Annotated in this window: 11 protein-coding genes and 2 pseudogenes; 5 read left to right on the forward strand and 8 right to left on the reverse strand. The window is 42.0% G+C overall.

Features of this window, described 5'->3' with window-relative positions; genetic code table 11:
* The first annotated feature begins 253 nt into the window (after positions 1-253).
* A complete protein-coding gene (gene bdhA / locus V6D41_RS15510; protein WP_333518809.1) occupies positions 254-1,294 on the forward strand; it encodes a (R,R)-butanediol dehydrogenase in 1,041 nt (346 codons plus the stop codon).
* 48 nt (positions 1,295-1,342) lie between these two features.
* On the opposite strand, the gene V6D41_RS15515 is transcribed toward bdhA, so the two are convergent.
* The gene (locus V6D41_RS15515) at positions 1,343-2,764 is read right to left on the reverse strand and encodes a sugar porter family MFS transporter (protein WP_333518810.1); all 1,422 of its coding nucleotides are present in this window, start codon (positions 2,762-2,764) and stop codon (positions 1,343-1,345) included.
* 604 nt (positions 2,765-3,368) lie between these two features.
* Here V6D41_RS15515 and V6D41_RS15520 point away from each other — a divergent pair.
* Entirely contained in the window at positions 3,369-4,373 is a 1,005-nt protein-coding gene (locus tag V6D41_RS15520; RefSeq protein ID WP_333518811.1) for a potassium channel family protein, read from the forward strand.
* A 47-nt stretch (positions 4,374-4,420) separates the two neighbouring features.
* Here the strand turns inward: V6D41_RS15520 and V6D41_RS15525 are convergent.
* From V6D41_RS15525 to gutB, 5 genes and pseudogenes are all read right to left on the reverse strand, one after another.
* Positions 4,421-4,810 (reverse strand): annotated as a pseudogene (locus V6D41_RS15525) (zinc ribbon domain-containing protein); the annotation flags it as partial.
* A 29-nt stretch (positions 4,811-4,839) separates the two neighbouring features.
* Positions 4,840-4,983 (reverse strand): annotated as a pseudogene (locus tag V6D41_RS15530) (PspA/IM30 family protein); the annotation flags it as partial.
* A gap of 164 nt (positions 4,984-5,147) precedes the next feature.
* Complete coding sequence (locus V6D41_RS15535) at positions 5,148-6,110, reverse strand: carbohydrate kinase family protein (protein ID WP_333518812.1); 963 nt, start codon at positions 6,108-6,110, stop codon at positions 5,148-5,150.
* Between the two features lie 101 nt (positions 6,111-6,211).
* Positions 6,212-7,588: an MFS transporter gene (locus V6D41_RS15540; RefSeq protein ID WP_333518813.1), complete on the reverse strand. Its 1,377-nt coding sequence runs from the start codon at positions 7,586-7,588 to the stop codon at positions 6,212-6,214.
* A gap of 72 nt (positions 7,589-7,660) precedes the next feature.
* On the reverse strand, positions 7,661-8,722 hold the full coding sequence (gene gutB, locus V6D41_RS15545) for a sorbitol dehydrogenase (protein WP_333518814.1): 1,062 nt from the start codon (positions 8,720-8,722) through the stop codon (positions 7,661-7,663).
* Between the two features lie 201 nt (positions 8,723-8,923).
* On the opposite strand from gutB, the gene V6D41_RS15550 reads away from it, so the two are divergent.
* Positions 8,924-11,431 (forward strand): NB-ARC domain-containing protein, encoded by a 2,508-nt coding sequence (locus V6D41_RS15550; RefSeq protein ID WP_333518815.1) that lies wholly within the window; start codon positions 8,924-8,926, stop codon positions 11,429-11,431.
* Between the two features lie 107 nt (positions 11,432-11,538).
* Here the strand turns inward: V6D41_RS15550 and V6D41_RS15555 are convergent, their stop codons facing one another.
* Positions 11,539-12,432 carry a GIY-YIG nuclease family protein gene (locus V6D41_RS15555; RefSeq protein ID WP_333518816.1) on the reverse strand — a complete coding sequence of 298 codons (894 nt, stop codon included), beginning with the start codon at positions 12,430-12,432 and terminating at the stop codon, positions 11,539-11,541.
* Positions 12,433-13,166: 734 nt separating this feature from the next.
* On the opposite strand from V6D41_RS15555, the gene V6D41_RS15560 reads away from it, so the two are divergent.
* Both V6D41_RS15560 and V6D41_RS15565 read left to right on the forward strand, forming a co-directional pair.
* Positions 13,167-13,361 (forward strand): HNH endonuclease, encoded by a 195-nt coding sequence (locus V6D41_RS15560; protein WP_333518838.1) that lies wholly within the window; start codon positions 13,167-13,169, stop codon positions 13,359-13,361.
* A gap of 60 nt (positions 13,362-13,421) precedes the next feature.
* A complete protein-coding gene (locus V6D41_RS15565; protein ID WP_333518817.1) occupies positions 13,422-13,625 on the forward strand; it encodes a hypothetical protein in 204 nt (67 codons plus the stop codon).
* 427 nt (positions 13,626-14,052) lie between these two features.
* Here the strand turns inward: V6D41_RS15565 and V6D41_RS15570 are convergent, their stop codons facing one another.
* A complete protein-coding gene (locus tag V6D41_RS15570; RefSeq protein WP_333518818.1) occupies positions 14,053-17,175 on the reverse strand; it encodes a glycoside hydrolase family 97 catalytic domain-containing protein in 3,123 nt (1,040 codons plus the stop codon).
* Between the last annotated feature and the right edge of the window lie 104 nt (positions 17,176-17,279).

Here is a 17,279-nt window from a genome sequence, read left to right on the forward strand (position 1 = left end):
GCATTCAATATGAACGAACCATGACCGTATTGTTCAAACCAAATTCATAGTTAGGTAAACGATTTATACTCTCATATAAAGAAAAAAGAGTGTGCGAGACTCTTTTTTCTTCAAAGTTTCTTTTTTTAAAAACGTAAATTACATTATATAAAATTTTCATTTCTTTTTTGGTTTTAAAAATGGCGATTTTGTGAACAGTTCATATTGATCAGTGCGGAATTACTCATATAAAAAGATATAGGAGTGGTAATCCATGAAGGCAGCAAGATGGCATAACCAAAAGGATATCCGTATTGAAAATATTGAAGAGCCAAAAACAGAGCCGGGAAAAGTAAAGATCAAAGTCAAATGGTGCGGTATCTGCGGCAGTGATTTACACGAGTATCTTGGCGGCCCGATCTTTATTCCGGTTGACAAACCGCATCCATTAACGAATGAAACAGCACCTGTCACAATGGGCCATGAATTCTCCGGTGAAGTTGTTGAAGTCGGCGAAGGCGTTGAAAATTATAAAACAGGAGACCGAGTCGTAGTCGAACCGATTTTTGCAACACACGGTCACCAGGGCGCCTACAACCTTGATGAACAAATGGGATTCCTCGGCTTAGCCGGCGGAGGCGGCGGTTTCTCTGAATACGTCTCTGTAGATGAAGAGCTGTTGTTCAAACTTCCTGAGGAATTATCATATGAACAAGGCGCTCTTGTTGAGCCTTCCGCGGTCGCTTTATACGCTGTCCGCTCAAGCAAAATCAAAGCCGGTGACAAAGCGGCTGTATTCGGCTGCGGACCGATCGGGCTTCTTGTGATTGAAGCGCTGAAGGCTGCTGGCGCGACTGACATTTACGCTGTCGAGCTTTCACCTGAACGCCAGCAAAAAGCTGAGGAGCTTGGAGCCATCATCGTTGATCCGTCCAAAACAGATGATGTAGTCGCTGAAATTGCAGAACGTACTGGAGGCGGTGTCGACGTAGCATTCGAAGTCACTGGCGTTCCAGTGGTACTGCGGCAAGCGATCCAATCCACTACAATTGCCGGTGAAACAGTCATTGTAAGCATTTGGGAAAAAGGCGCTGAAATCCACCCGAACGATATCGTCATCAAAGAACGTACAGTCAAAGGAATTATCGGATACCGTGACATCTTCCCGGCTGTATTGTCATTAATGAAAGAAGGCTATTTTGCAGCTGACAAACTTGTAACGAAAAAAATCGTATTAGACGATTTGATCGAGGAAGGCTTCGGGGCTCTTATTAAAGAGAAAAACCAAGTCAAAATCCTTGTCAGACCTAACTAATGGAACAAAAAAGAATCCGCACACAGATGCGGATTCTTTTTATATTCCTTATCCAACCACTTCAGAGCTGGAATCTTTCTTCGCCTCGCCGCGAACATAAGCGCGGAAATGATCCTCCAGCTGCTCAAGCGAAAGCCCTTTCGTTTCCGGTAAAAATGTCTTCACAAAAAATACAGAGCAAATTCCTAGTACAACGAAGATAAAGAACGTTGTGGACAGCCCAATCGCGGCCAGCAATATCGGAAAAGTGAAACTGACTGCAAAATTCACCATCCACAGACAGAATACCGTGACGCCCATTCCCAAACCGCGAAGGCGGAGCGGGAAAATCTCAGAAAGCATCAGCCACGTCACTGGCGAGATCGCACCCTGCTGAAATGCAAGGAATGTCACTGTTAACGACAGAACCACATATGGAAGAGCCGGTGATCCTTCGAGTACAAGTGAGAATATCCCGATCAGCAACAATGCCGTTGTCGTACCGATCAAACCTGTCATCAGCATCGGCCGGCGGCCAACTTTCCCTAGCAGCCAGATACCGACGAATGTTGCCAATACCGAAATCACGCCATTCGCGATATTTCCGATTAATGCGGCTTTCGTTTGAAAACCGGCATCTCTTAAAATTTCAGTACCATAATACATAATTGAGTTTACACCTGTAATTTGCTGTACAATCGCAATCCCGATTCCAATGAACACAATCCGGCGCACCCACGGTACCGCAAGATCTTTAAACGTCGCTTTTTCAAGCTTATCTTCTTTTTTGAAAGCGAATTCAATTTCTTCCAGCTCAGACGCAGCCTGCTTTTTATCCCTAATTTTTTTCAAAACCCGCAATGCATCTTCTTTTCTCCCTTTAGAGACGAGCCAGCGAGGACTCTCAGGCATTCTAAGCATACCGAAAAACAAGAATACCGCAGGGAGCGACGCAATGACGAGCATAAATCTCCACACATTGGAGCTGTCTCCCATTGTTGTTCCGAGGATCGCATTAAAAATAAAGGCCAAAAGCTGTCCTGATACAATCATCAGTTCATTCTGCGTCACCATCCGCCCCCTGCTTTCCATAGGAGACATCTCCGCTAAATAGGCAGGAACCGTAACTGATGCGCCCCCGACCGCAATTCCGAGCACAAAACGGGAGATAATCATGATCGTTACATTTGGAGCAAACGTACACCCGAGCGTTGAAATGAAAAATATAACAGCGAGGAACAAAATATTTTTGCGGCGGCCGTTAAAATCAGACATCCTGCCGCCAAACACGGCACCCAGTGCGGCTCCAAAAAGAAGTGAACTGGTGACAAGCCCCTCTGTGAAGGCATTGAGGTTAAGCTGGTCCGGCTCTCCCATATACGGCAAAGCTCCATTAAGCACTCCCGTATCATAACCGAAGAGGAGACCGCCGAAAGTCGAGACTATAATAACTGTACGTAAAAATGACATTTGATTACCTTGTTTATTCATACTGTTTCCCCCAGTCTTTTTCAAAATCGATTACTGCGTATTTCAAAAACTTATTCTAGGGTTGCTGCTTTTCTTACATCTGGTGAGCAGGCTTCAGAAAAAATTCTTCATGTTTATCCAATGGCCTCATACCCTTCCCTTCTGCTTAGCCTCTCAGTTCTTTTGGAAGCGATTTCATTTTCATCTAAAAGAACAGTGAGCATTTCTTTGCACATATACTCGACAACTTGTTACTTTATAGTCACTTGATAGTTCTATTTTAGTAATATAATAGTGACATCTTTGTTACTTCTGATATTATCATAATTATAAAAACACTCACAGTCAATATAAATTTCTGAAAATTTTTTTATCTAATCAAAGAAAAATCATCAATTCAAGGGGAAAATGAACTTTTTTCTTTGTGAAAATAAGTAAATCTAGTCAAAATCTCTGTGAGTTTCTGTTTATCTGCTATCAACGACAAGATGGGTAACTGTTGGGTAACTCCTCCTGTTTTTCTTCTATACAATGACTTTCTTATCAAACATTTGAACAATTGTTTCAGACTAAAGGTAAGAGGAAATAAAAAAGAAAAGATGGCTGGCTAAGGGAGGCAACAAAATTGAATGAGGTTTATGTCATTGCAGGCCTTTTATTGTTAACAGCAGGCATGATCGATTTTTTATGGACCACATTATGGTTAGAGAGCGGCGCAGGCCCGATCACAAGATGTTTGTCAGCATGGCTGTGGAAAGGCTTCCGCAAAATCAGCGGAGACCACGCAAAGGTTCTCAGCACGGCAGGTCCCCTGCTGTTATGCCTGACGTTAGTGATATGGATCATTTTATTTTGGGGCGGGTGGTTTTTGATTTTTTCAAGCAACCCCCATTCACTCGTGGAAACTCAATCGAATGACCCGGCATCCTGGTCAGATCGAATTTATTTTGCCGGCTATGTCATGTTTACATTAGGGAATGGCGACCTCGCACCGAACGGACACCTATGGAAGCTGGTCACGGTCATAGAAACCGCTCATGGCCTGCTTACCATCACATTTTCTGTCACCTATTTGATTTCCGTATTGAGTGCGGTTAATCAAAAGCGTTCATTTGCCCAAAGTGTATTAAGTATGGGGCGCGACGGAACAGAAATTGTCAAGAATGCATGGAATGGCAAAGACTTTCACGACATTGATTTTCTTCTTGTCACGATTTCATCAGACTTGGGAAAGCTGACTGCTCAGCATTACGCCTTCCCTATCCTTCATTTTTACCACAGCACGCAGCGTCAGGAATCATCGATTATAGCCGTCACTGTATTGGATGAAGCATTAACCATTTTGAAATACGGCATTCCTGAACAATATCAGCCGAATCAGCTTCACATCAAAGAAACGCGCTCAAGTATCAAAAACTACTTGAATACCGTTCATACCGCCTATATCCATTCGGCTGAACAAGTACCGGCGGAACCAGATATCACAAAGCTTCAACAATCAGGCATACCAACTTTATCCAAGCAAACATTTCAAACGGCCATCAATTCTTTACAGGAACGTCGTCAATTGCTGCTGGGCATTGTCCAAGCGGGTGCCCGAAAATGGCCTGTTCAGGATTCTACTGAATAAAAAAGTCCGGAGTGTCTCATCACTCCGGACTTGTCACTGTATCATTCTCACACAAGCTTCTGGCCGCAATTCGGGCAGAAATTAGCTTCACCGGTTTTTGTTCCGCAGTTCGGACAAAAATTAGGTTTGCCTCCGTTGCCTGATGGCTGTGAGCCAGATGACTGCGCCTGATGATTCTGATTCATTTGATTCATCATTTGATCGGCCATATTCATTCCCATCATCATTCCAGCCATATCAGAAGCCGCTCCGCCTCCGCTCATCTTTCCGGATGCCATTCCATCCGCCATTGATATTTGCTGGTATCTGTTTACATCCCCAACCATACCGTAGGAAGCGTTCTTCGTAATCATATCCTGAACTTCTTGAGGATAATTAAAGCTCATGATTTGAAAACCAGTCATTGTCATTCCGTCGCCGATTAATTGCATATCTAACGTATTGACAAAAAGCACCTCGGCGCGCATGCCGCTGTTTCTGTCTTAACCTTAGCCAAATCGCTAGTCATGTTTCTTAAATGATATACCATTTTCTCTGGATTTTAAGCTTTGTCCAATAAAGCATTGATATTCGCTGACATAATATCTTTGAATCTCACAATTATCCTCATGATGTCATGTCCACCCAAATTTAATGAATCATTAAAAATGGAATTCTTAATAAAAAATTACACTTCAAGGAAAAACAACTAACTTTTCACCTGAATTAAGTACAAAAATATAAATAAGATGCCTCCCAAAAGCCCAAAGACTTTCAAGAAGCATCCTCAATGATTTACAAAGAAACTTCAATCTCATCCATGCTTGGCAGTGCATCAATCGCTCCAATTTTCGTGCACACAAGAGCTCCCACCTTATTGGCAAATGACACAATCTCACGCAGCTTCGCAAAATCAGCATCTACAGATTGAATGTGACCCGTGTTTGCCAATTGATATAAAGCCGCGCCGACAAAAGCATCTCCAGCTCCTGTTGAGTCAATTGATGTAACCGGAATGCTCGGAATGATTTCATGATCTTTTCCATTCGAAAGAAGAGTCCCGCTTTTCCCAAGTGTCACAGCAACAATTTTGGCTCCAATCTCATGAAGGATCGCAACACCCTTTTCATGATCCTTCGCACCGCTGATGATCTCCAGCTCCTCGTCACTGACTTTCACAACATCACTTACAGCAATCGCTCTTTTTGCGACACTTACAAACTCCGAAACCCTCCCCTTCCATAAATCCTCACGATAGTTAGGGTCGAACGAAATAAACTGTCCATTTTCTTTCGCAATCGACATCAGCTGTAAATAGGCTGAGCAAAACGGATCTGATAACAAGGCCGTCGCTGAGCCGAAATGAAGGATTTTCGCTTCGTTTAATTTATCCTGGTCAATATCCTCCAGCGTAAACAAAGCGTCCGCGCCTCTATTAAAAACAAAATCGCGCTCCCCATTTTTTTTTAATGAAACAAAAGCAAGCGTTGTAGGCGCTTTCTCATCCATGACCAGCATAGAGGTATCAACGTGTACAGCATCTAATGTTTGCTTCAGAAAATACCCAAACGGATCCTTGCCTACTTTTCCACTGAAAGCGGCGTCTCCGCCCAGCTTGGCTATGGCCGCTGACACATTCGCCGGTGCCCCGCCGGCACTTTTTAAGAAATTTCGTCCTTCCATTAAATCAACATCAACATCGGTACAAAAGAAATCGATCAACAATTCTCCAATACAAACAACTGATTGACTACGCATATGATCACACTCATTTATATATGATAGATTACAGTTTCAGTATATTACTTTCTGCTATAAATACAACCGTTTACATTGAATATTAAAAATTTTATATATATTTATCTTGCAGACCTCTGCTCCAGCTCAGAGATGATGTACTTATATCTTTTTTCAGTTAAAGGATAGAAGGTGATGAGAATAATAGAAATCAAAATGAATAATCCTGGGATTAAGGCATTCATATTTTTAATCGCATTCAATGACGATGCCGTCTGATCTGCATTCGCGACATACCCGGCGATGCCTAGATAAATGGCTGAAAATGACCCGGCTAACGCAACACCAAGCTTATTAATAAAGCTCATACTGGAAATGACCACACCATCAGCGCGAACTCCGGTTTTCCATTCTGCATAATCGACACAATCAGCAACCATTCCCCAAGCAAGCGTATTTAAAGGCGTTGTGAAAAATCCCGAAGCGAAAAGCCAAATGAATATGAGTGTAATCGAAGAATACGGTGTAAAATGCAGGCCGGCATAAGAAATAAGCGATAGAGCTGCCGTGATGATCATGACATGTTTTCTGCCCCACTTCTCAGAAAAGAAAGGAATAAACAGATTGCTGATCAGAGCTGCCCCGAAAAATAAAACGGTTCCCAAAAACACGAATTCTTTATGGTTTACGTTATACGTAAAATAGTATACCATCGTACTGAGCTTAATATTAAATCCGATCGCAAAAGCCAAAAATGATGAAATTAACACAAGCAAAGGTTTGTTTCGAAACAAAACGGATAACGTCTTTTTGATTCCTTGTTTTTTTCTTTTTTTAGGCTGAATCCGCTCCCGCACAGTAAAGAAACTAAATAGATTCAAAGCAATGCTGACCGCCGCATAAATGAGCGCTGTCATCTGAAATCCAAACGCCTGATTCTCTCCTCCGATAGCAGTTGCAAGCGGTGTCGCACAGGAAATGGATAATAGAATTCCGATATAGACCAAAATCATCCGGGTTGTGGTCAGAACCGTTCGTTCCTCCACAGAATTCGTCATCCGCCCCGTTAAGCTGTTCACCGGGATCGTTTGCATACTAAAGGACATCCCAAGCAGAATATAGGTGATGTACGCATATACCATATTCCCCGTCTCACCGAAATGAGGCGTCGTGAAACATAAGAACGTAAATAAAGCAAAAGGAAATGCCACCCATAAAAGATATGGCCTTGCCTTTCCCCACCGTGTGTTCGTTTTGTCTAAAATCAATCCCATGATCGGGTCAAAAATAGCATCCAGCACCCTCACAACAAGAAACAAAGTTGCGATCACCGCAGGCTGAATGCTGCCGACATCTGTATAGAAGAATAATAGGTATGCGTTTACAAACTGAAAGATAATATTATACGACATATCACCGAAACCATATCCGATTCGTTCAAACCAGGACAGACCGTGATGCTTCGCCTGCATTGCCGTTACTTTTTCTGTTTCAATCATCATTTTCCACCCCAAGAATCCGTTTTCATTTCCAGTAAACAAGAGGGAGAATACAAAGATCCTCCCTGTTCCTCAGCGATTTGGATACACCATTACTTTTAAACATTCATTCTTAAATTGAAGCGCCCGCTCCATCGCCTCATGCGTCTGCTCCAGCGAATATTGGTCCGTTACAAGATGCTTCGTGTCTACAATGCCTGAATCGAGAAATTCGATTCCCTTTGGATACGTATTGGCATAACGAAAGATCCCGTAAATATCAATCTCATTGTCTGCAATAAACGGCACATTAAGCGGAATCTCGTTCTGTGAAGGCAAACCGACAATCGCCAGTTTTCCGCCCCGGCGCACAGAAGCCAGTGCGGATTGCAATGCCTTTGGATTTCCCGCTGTTTCCCAAGCAACATCTACGCCTCTATCATTCGTGATCGTTTTAATCTCTTCAAGCGCGTCCTGTTCACGGATATTAATGACATGAGTCGCTCCCATTTTTTTCGCAGCCTCTAACCTCAGCGGCTCTAAATCGGTCACAATAATTGTGCCTGCCCCAAACGCTTTAGCTGCCGCAACAGCCATTAACCCCACAGGGCCCATTCCCATAATCGCAATTGTTGATCCAGGCTGAAGCTTCGTTCTCGCCGCTGCATGAATGCCAACAGAAAACGGTTCAATCAAAGCCGCATCTTCATAGGAAAGTGAGTCTGGGATCAAAAAAACGAAGTCCTGACGCATTTTAATATATTGGACAAACGCGCCGTCTACCGGCGGTGTAGCCAAAAACTGTACATCCGGGCAAAGATTATAGCGCCCTTCTTTGCACGCCTCACAGCGTCCGCACGTAACACCCGGCTCTACAGCGACGCGGTCTCCCACCTTGAATTGATCGACAGATGATCCGACAGCGGCAATTTCACCCGCGCATTCATGGCCTAGAATAAATGGTTTTTCCACTACATAGTTGCCTATTCGGCCATTTGTATAGTAATGCAGATCTGATCCGCAAATTCCGACAGCCATCACCTTAATCAACACTTCATCATGATTGATGTCAGGCACAGGTACTGTTTCGATTTTGATTTCTCTTGTGTTGTGCATAACAGCCGCTTTCATGTTCTGAGGTACTGTGTGAGTCATTTGGCAAATTCCTTTCTTCAGAAAATAAAATGTAAGTGCATACATTTTTGTTTTCTCTGTTACTGCCCCCATTTTATCTGCTTTTCAAGACGTTCAACAGCCTTTTCTGCTGTATAAAAGGACAGCGGCACTGTACTTTTATTTTTTCATATACAAAAAAAGCTGAATTGATAAAATAGTACTAATAGGAGGTGCAGGCTTATGGCTGAACTTGAAAACCGAAAACAATTTGCACAACTGCTGGCACCTGGCGTCAAAACGCTAAAACTTCATCCTGATTATAAAGTAAGAAGGAAAAAGAACGAAAAAACAGGACAGTCTTACATAGATAAAATCGCACTCCAGCTGGGAGTCTCCCCAAACACGATCAAAAGCTGGATCGGACAGATGGGGGTAAACTACATTCCCGGAAGAATTGACGACGGAAAACTGTTCGGAATGATCTGGATCATTCTCGAAAAGACCGACTTGGATATCGAGTGGTTGACCGACCTGCTGGAAACCACCACCATCCCAGTGATCAAACCCCCGTTGCCTGTATGGGCAGCGTCTTGTTTAAAAAAAGCGAAAACACTGCGAAAAGACGGGTCATTCGGAGCTCCGAGTGAAGATGAAATTGAAAATGTAGTAAAACGGCTGTTTTATGATATACCCGTTCAAAAAACGAATGCGCTTACAGAACAGCCTATCACGCATAATTTACCCTCACGCTGGTCAGGACACTTTATCGGACGCAGCTTTGATATGGAAGCGATACGGCAATGGATGCTTTCTCCGTCACCAGTTTGTTTAATCACTGGCTGGGCCGGTATGGGTAAAACCACAATCGCTCTTGAAGCCGCCTATTCCTGTGTCGACGATACTTCAGATTGGCCCGCATTCAACAGCATCATCTGGGTCAGCGCTGATTGGAAAGGATTGAGCTTTAGCGATTTTTTAAATACGATCGCCTATCAGCTCGGGCGCACAGAACAAATCGATAAATCGATCAGTGAAAAACGGTTTGTCGTCCGCAATGCGTTAGCCAATTATACAAGAGAAAAACCGGTACTGCTGATCGTTGACAGCATTGATACGGCAGACCGTGACATTCACGAATTTATCATCAGCCTTCCGCAAGGCGTAAAAGTTCTTCTCACAGCGCGGGAAAACGTAAAGCAAACCTATCGAGAAAGCCTCGGAGAAATGACCGCCATCCAGCTGAGCGGCCTTGATCAAACAGATGCCCTTGAATTTTTTCAGCAAGAAGTGCACCGCTGCTTACAAACATGCAACCTCCCACATAAACGGGAAAAGCTGGAGCAGTTGTTACAGCTATCGTCTGACCTGAAGTTCGAATTCATTTCAGCAACGGCTGGAAACCCGAAAGCCATGGCACTGAGCATCGCCTATATGTCAGACGATGACATTCCCGCTCAGCAGCTGATCCATGAGCTTGGAAAAGCAGGCTACACACTGCTGGAATTGTTTGAGTTCCTCTTTGGCCGCACCTGGGACAGATGCAACGAAGATACACGAAAGCTATGGCAGACGCTTTGCTTTTTCAGCAAGCCTCCAGATGAAAAAAGCCTGGCGACAGCAGCCGGATTAGACGCTCGCTGTTTTCATTACGCAGTTGAACAAATGCGGTCTTTTGCTCTGATTCAGCCTGAACGAAGCAAAGGAAGTACACAGTACTTAGCCCACCAAACCGTTGTCGCCTACGGAGAACAGCACTTATCCGAAAATCAGAAATATGAAACAGAAGCCCGCAGCCGCTGGGCGCACTATTATATACATTATGCAGAATCCCACTTAAAGCGGGAACAGCCAAACTCTATCTATTGGAGCTATCTCCTGGGACGTGATTTGAACCAAATCAAAAAAGAATGGCCAAACATCCTAAAGGTGATCAAATGGTCAAGCGAAACCGATCAAAAAGAAATTCTAATCGAACTCATCACCCGCATCAGCCATTTCCTAAGCAGAATCAACCTGCCCCTGCGAATCGAATACGGCCGTAAAGCCGCCGATGCTGCCCATCAATTAGGCCAACACACACGAGAAGCGTACTTCCGAATCGACACAGCAGGCTGGGCACTGATGGAAGTCAATGATTTAGACGGGGCACTTCAGCAAATTGAAGCCGGCCTGATAACGCTGGAACAATCAGACACTGAAGAGCAAGACGTTCACGATCTAAAGGTATGGGGACTCGCACTGCAAGCAAGGCTGTTTTTAAAAGCCGGGGAACAGGAAAAAGCAGAAACCATCTTAAATGAAATCAAAGATCAACCGATTTCCCCTACAATTCAACACAGGGTTCTACTCGTTCGTGGTGACTTAAGCTTTGCGAAAGGTCATAATGAAGAAGCCATTCAATTATACGAAGCGGCAAATGAAATCAGCTCCACGTATGGCGGCGAAAAAACGATAGAAGCCTATTTTAATTTGGGTGTGGCTTATGTGAAATGTGGTCGGTTTGAGAAAGCGGAAGAAGCCTTTGAGCAAATGCTTTATGATAAACATAACGCGAATCAAGTTGAACTGATCTACTATCACTATGGAATGGCGCATCTGTTATATCGTAAAGGAGAGAAAAAGAAAGCGATGGCATCAAATCAAAAGGCGATTCGTTTGATTGATTCGTGGGAGCCTGCGATTGGGATTCGTGGGGGTGTGGAAGATCTAGGAAAAGTACTTGAAGGAAAAGATGAAATTATATTTTAGTTAGGAAAGTATAGTCAATCTTAGACAAACGCTCTCACATCTTCTCTATTTATAAATAAAGCCTTATCAGTTGAGTAACTGATAAGGCCTTTCTCTAGAAGGTTGAATTACTCATTCTCAATCTCCCCAAACCGAACTCCATTCTCATTTTTCCACTCCGTTAACCCATTAGCATGCCCCCCTACGACAAACGCAGCTGCGTAAGATGGACTTTTAAAAAGAACATTCTCCTGCAGAATCCCGTTCTGGTCGATCTGAACTTGTTCTCTCTTCTGCTTTACACCGCTTGGAATGCTCTCTGAATCAATCGTTTCAATCATACTTCCTTTCAGAACAACAAACCCTTCATTTGTTAGTTCACAGGTGGCTTCAATTGTTTTTCCGCTTTTACGACTCTTTCTACTCAGATAAAAAATACTGTTTAGACTTTCTCCTGTACGAACTTGTTCTTCATCTGATGAGCTTGTTTGACTTAACTTCTCGAAAACTTTATGACCAAGTGCTCCCATAACAATTTGAGCGTATTCAATAAACTCTTCCAGCTCGCTCTGCTTCTCTTCAGTAATATTACCTACCATTGGCTCATTACCATTCTTCACTTCATAACGCTCAGCAACTTTTGCCATGTTGCAGAATCGACTTTCAAGATAGCTGATCTCAGTTGGTCCAAATGAATTATTAGAGGTGGTAAATACTACTGCTTCCGTCCAATAATCTTTCTCTGGACTGCGTTTATGCTCAATTAGACGATTAAGCACACCTTCTCCATTTTTCCGGACACCGGCTTGACCCACATATACAATGGCCCTACCGTTATCTTCCGATGTTCCGAAAAGAAAATACACTCCGGTCTGAGACAGATCTTCTCTATCGCGACACTTTTCAATTTCAGTTCTTGGTATCCTATAAGCCAAACCAGTCCAATTAGTTAGTGTACATTTTATCCTCGCATTTGCTTTGCCATCAATTAAAAATAGATTAATGCTTTTTCCTCTAGTCATAACTTACACTCCATTCATAAGAAAACAGCAGAAAATAGGCGCTTGATATACGTCATGCACTTTTTAAGCTGAAAGATGATGTTAAATGTAATGCCAGCCTGCTCTCTCAAATCAGTTTTATTCATTTTTTATCATCAATAGCTTACACAATTTATCATGACTATAATTGTAGCATATTCCCAAACGGAAAATGGAGAAACTCATTACAATAATGAAAGAAAGGGACTAAATTAATTTTTAGTGAATTATCTTTAATTTACTTCTTAAAACAATATCCTACATTTAGGACAAAGCTACGTATATTAGAACCTTTGATTAAAGATAAGAAAAGCAACGGGTTGGGTTGAATTGATTCATCCCCTGCTGCTCTACAAAAACACATTGAAACTCAGGATAAAGTAAAACGAAGACTTGGCGAGGGTTATTATAATAAGGACTTTATTTCTGCCAAAAATAAACGCCATAACGGGGTACACATCTTTATTATGACGGTTGAAAATTGGATGGCTACTTATAATGTAAAAAATACACCTATTTTAAAAAAACAATACAATCCAAACATGATCAATTTGTTAAAGCTGCACCATACTCGTACGAAAACAGTGCGGGTAAAACAACGACTATTAACTTAAGAATAGGTCACTTAAAAAATGATGTCCACCCAGTAACAAAAGTTCCCTATGATAAAGATGGATTTCCAATATTCGAATCAAAGCATACACTCACGCTTGATAATGCTGACTTTTAAAAAAGTAGAGACCAGCATATATAAGCTTATTGGAGAAGATCCATCATTGATTAAGAATCTTGATTTGACCGAAATTGATTTACTTGATCTTCAGAATGGAATAACACTAGAAAAATACACATGGCACCACCATCAAACTCCTGGAAAAATGGAGCTAGTTGACCGAAGTTATTCATGCTAAAACTGGTCACACTGGCGGATATAAAATTTGGGGGAAAGATGAGAAATAGGAGGTTAAACAATGCAAAGTATTAAATGGAGAAAACGAAACACCTTTCAAGAGGCTATAAACATTCAGATCAAAGAGGTAGAAGAGAAATTAGAACATGTCTTCTCAACAACCCATAATTGTTTTTGGGATCATGAGATTGCTTATGAGGATAAGGAAAGTTCCATTAGCTATGTTTGTGATTCATTCACAGACTTAATTGACAAACTTGAATAGAATGAACTCTTGTCTCTTGTTATGAACATGGATTTTAGGGATTTTACAGCGAAAAAGAACAAAGATCAGACCAATTCGCTTCTTTGAAGTTCTATTCTCTCATTCGGAGTACACGCAAATATCATATTAATTTCATGCTAAAAGAGTTGCACTATTTAAAAATAGCCTCAATAGCCTATTAAAACGTTTACAAAGTAAAAAAAAGAGGTTCTCCAGTAGTTCAGAGAACATATGGAAAACCTCTTTTTATATTTTAAGTAACATTCCCCAAAACGATAAATTCGATTAATAGTTCCATCAAATCAAGGAATAACCGGTGATACTACATTAGGTACTATAGATTCATAGATATGCGAAATATTCTCACCACAAATACGATCATGCTCCTATTCAATGTTTATCTCTCTAGCTGTATGTTTTTAGGTAGTTATTCATCATTATCTTCATCTTCCTTGATAAGTTCAATAGGAGTCAGAGGACCATCGTATAATCCCCCCCCGCTCTTGGCATCAAATACGCGAATACTTAGAACATTTTCTTCTCCGTAGCGAATCATGTCCGCAGGGATCGTATATTCACGTTCCCAATCCCACGCTGAGATCATTCCTTGCTCTCCTTCACCCGTCGGGAAAGTGCCAGATTCACCGATCATTTGACCATTCACAAACGTTTGATCAACATCATCTATTTTTCCAAGTTTCACTTTTAGCGAATAACCTTTCCATTCTTCTGGAATATGGAGCGATTTTCGATACCATCCATAAGTGTCGTCTTCGAGATAATTGGAATGATCTTCCCAACTGCTTGGAAGGGTAACCTCTTGCCAACTGCTGTCATCGAACTCAGGGGACTTCCAAGTTTCATTATCTCCTTTTTGGAAAAGCCAGCTTCCCGCAAGATTTATTAATGGCATGGCTATAGGTTCTGGTACTAAGTTTCCTATGGAAACATTATAAACATCTGCTTTCCCATTTGTATCATAGGTGAAGGTCACTTTTTGAGTACCTCCGCCTGCTTGAGCGGGGACTTCTAAATCTTTTGTATTTACTTCTTCACCATTCACAGTAAACGGAACAGTGGTTGTTCCTGAAGTTGTGCCATAATTCGTCACTGTAGCTCCAGCCATAATCCTTTCCCCATCCGCTTTTACAGAAAGGTCGCTATATTCAAAGGTTGGTTCTTTTTCGTTGACCTTCACTTGCTTGGCACCCAGTCCATCAACTTGAACTTTATATTTTCCTGGTTCAAATAGTTTATTGTAAGAGAGAGTCACTTCTTTGGTACTTTGAGGTGCAATTCTGATCTTTTCTTCAGCTACTTGCTCACCATCTACCATCAATTGGAACGTCTTACCCGTCACGACTTCGCTAGTATTCTCCGCTTCTACCGTTACCTGGAATTCATCATTGGATTGGATAACTTCTGGGACATGTTGATAGGAAAGTTTCAACTTAGGTTTTTTATATTTAGGAAGCTCTTTCCTTTCCTCTTTAGAAGCAGGATACATCCGTACAGCCTGTCCGCCTCCTGTCGCCAATGAAGCCACTAGTGTATCTTTATGGCTAACAATCACTTTCTGAATGGAAACAGCTTCAGGGTTTTGTTCCAAATCCGCATCATGGGCGTCAGAATAAATCTCTGCTACATATTTCTTGCCTTTTTCCAAAAAGTCTAGGTCGACATCCAAGTCTCTCGCCTTTTCATCCGTAATACTACCGATATAAAATTCCTCGCCACTGCGGCGGACAATCGTGGCATAATCACCAATTTCAGCATTGGGGACCATAATATCGTCCCACGTGACAGGTACATCTTTGATGAACTTAAATTCTGGTAAAATCTTGCCATCTTCATCTTTGTAGTTTTCCGGTAAGTCCGCAACCATTTGAGTACCAGAAGAAATCGTTACATACATAGCTAATTGTTTAGCACGAGTCGTATGGACCCTGGTATCTGCGTGGGAAATTTCCACATCAAATATACCTGGAGTGAAATCGATCGGGCCAGCCATCATTCGTGTAAAAGGCAAAATCGTATCATGTTCTGGTGGGTTATTTTGATCTCCAAACGCAGCATATTCCATTCCCATGACACCCTCACGGCTCATCCAGTTCGGATAAGTACGTTCAAGGCCAGTCGATTTGATCGGTTCGTGTGTATTAATCATGATTTGGTGTTCTGCTGCTTTTTTGACTGCTTGATTATAGTGGTTGACCATATATTGACCGTGGTGTTTCTGGCCCTCTGGATTGTACATCCCATGGTCAGCCACGTACCCACTCTTAATCGCATGAATTCCTAGCTGTTGATATAAATCATAGGCTTTATCCATTTGGTTTTCGTAATTAATAATATCTCCAGACGTTTCGTTATGCATAATATAAGAGACGTTGTTATCCTGGGAATACTTCACAACTTCTTCTAAATCATAGTCAGGATAGGGCTCTGTAAAACTAAATTGATCTCCATTTTCCATCCAGTTTCCATCCCAGCCGATATTCCATCCTTCCACTAACAGACCGATATTTTGATTTTTTGTGTCTAAGTATTGATTTGCAAAGTCGATATAGCGTTTGGCATTTTCTGTGGTTGCTCCATGTTTTTCTCCGGATGCCCAGGTTGATTTTCCACTAATCATTTCCCACCAAACACCCACATACTTCATCGGTTCGATCCATGAGGTATCGTCGATTTTACTAGGTTCATTTAGGTTCAAAATCATATCCGATTCTACTAAATCCCCAGCATCTTCGCCGACTTCAATTGTCCGCCACGGCGTTTCAACGGGAAGAGAGTCCTTTTTCACTTTTACGTTGCTGTCCGGCCATGGAGCAAGAATACTTTTGAACGTATTATTTTCCCCTTTTACTGCCTGCAAAGCCATCTCTGAATAGTCGACGAGTTCCGCTTCATGAACCGTCATGTGAATACCCTCTGGGGTTTTCATTGTAAATGGGGTGCTAACTTCCTCCACCTCACTTAACGGGGTTTGATTATAATTGTATTCATAGCTGTCCCAGTCATTTGGGATCCACCAGGACGTGTTATTGCTAGAAAATTTAAATTCTGTATCTTCCGAAGTAATTTGCAGGTTTTCATCTAAGTTCTCTTGTTTTGGCAGCACATAGCGAAAGCCTATTCCATCGTCATAAGCTCGGAAGACGAGATTCATTTTTCTGTGTGGGGACTCTTTTTCCTGGAGATACACGGTTAACTGATTGTAGTGGTTCTTGATGGTGGCCTTTTCTCCCCACACAGGCTCCCAGCTTTCATTAAACGTTTCCATCTCTGTATCCACAATCTCAAAGTTACTGTTCAATGGATCTTGTTCTTTAAATTGAAAGCCTAATGAAGAAGGCTCAACCAATTGCACCTTTTCATAAAAGAGCTGGTATTGGGGCTCCCCGTTTTCATTAAGATTGAAGGTTAAATCAACTTTCCCATTTGGTGAACTTACAGAAGCAGATGAACCACCAGCCCACACCATAGTGGGTGAAAAAGAAATTAGGATACTCATCATGACAAAAATGGTTATAATTTTTCTAATCATTTTCTTCCTCCTCATAGTCAGATAGGGCGTAACAAGCACAAGTTTGCAATTCATCAATAGCATAAGAGTAAATGTTTACGTTTGAGAGTATAGACATCCCTCCT

This window comes from Bacillus sp. 0102A (assembly GCF_036765155.1).
GTDB lineage: Bacteria > Bacillota > Bacilli > Bacillales > Bacillaceae > Bacillus > Bacillus subtilis_G.

Coding starts and splice junctions, on each gene's coding strand:
- gutB (WP_333518814.1), bottom strand. CDS start 8,722: ATGACTCACACAGTACCTCAGAACATGAAAGCGGCTGTTATGCACAAC.
- V6D41_RS15515 (WP_333518810.1), bottom strand. CDS start 2,764: ATGAATAAACAAGGTAATCAAATGTCATTTTTACGTACAGTTATTATA.
- V6D41_RS15565 (WP_333518817.1), top strand. CDS start 13,422: ATGCAAAGTATTAAATGGAGAAAACGAAACACCTTTCAAGAGGCTATA.
- V6D41_RS15555 (WP_333518816.1), bottom strand. CDS start 12,432: ATGACTAGAGGAAAAAGCATTAATCTATTTTTAATTGATGGCAAAGCA.
- bdhA (WP_333518809.1), top strand. CDS start 254: ATGAAGGCAGCAAGATGGCATAACCAAAAGGATATCCGTATTGAAAAT.
- V6D41_RS15560 (WP_333518838.1), top strand. CDS start 13,167: ATGCTGACTTTTAAAAAAGTAGAGACCAGCATATATAAGCTTATTGGA.
- V6D41_RS15550 (WP_333518815.1), top strand. CDS start 8,924: ATGGCTGAACTTGAAAACCGAAAACAATTTGCACAACTGCTGGCACCT.
- V6D41_RS15535 (WP_333518812.1), bottom strand. CDS start 6,110: ATGCGTAGTCAATCAGTTGTTTGTATTGGAGAATTGTTGATCGATTTC.
- V6D41_RS15540 (WP_333518813.1), bottom strand. CDS start 7,588: ATGATTGAAACAGAAAAAGTAACGGCAATGCAGGCGAAGCATCACGGT.
- V6D41_RS15570 (WP_333518818.1), bottom strand. CDS start 17,175: ATGATTAGAAAAATTATAACCATTTTTGTCATGATGAGTATCCTAATT.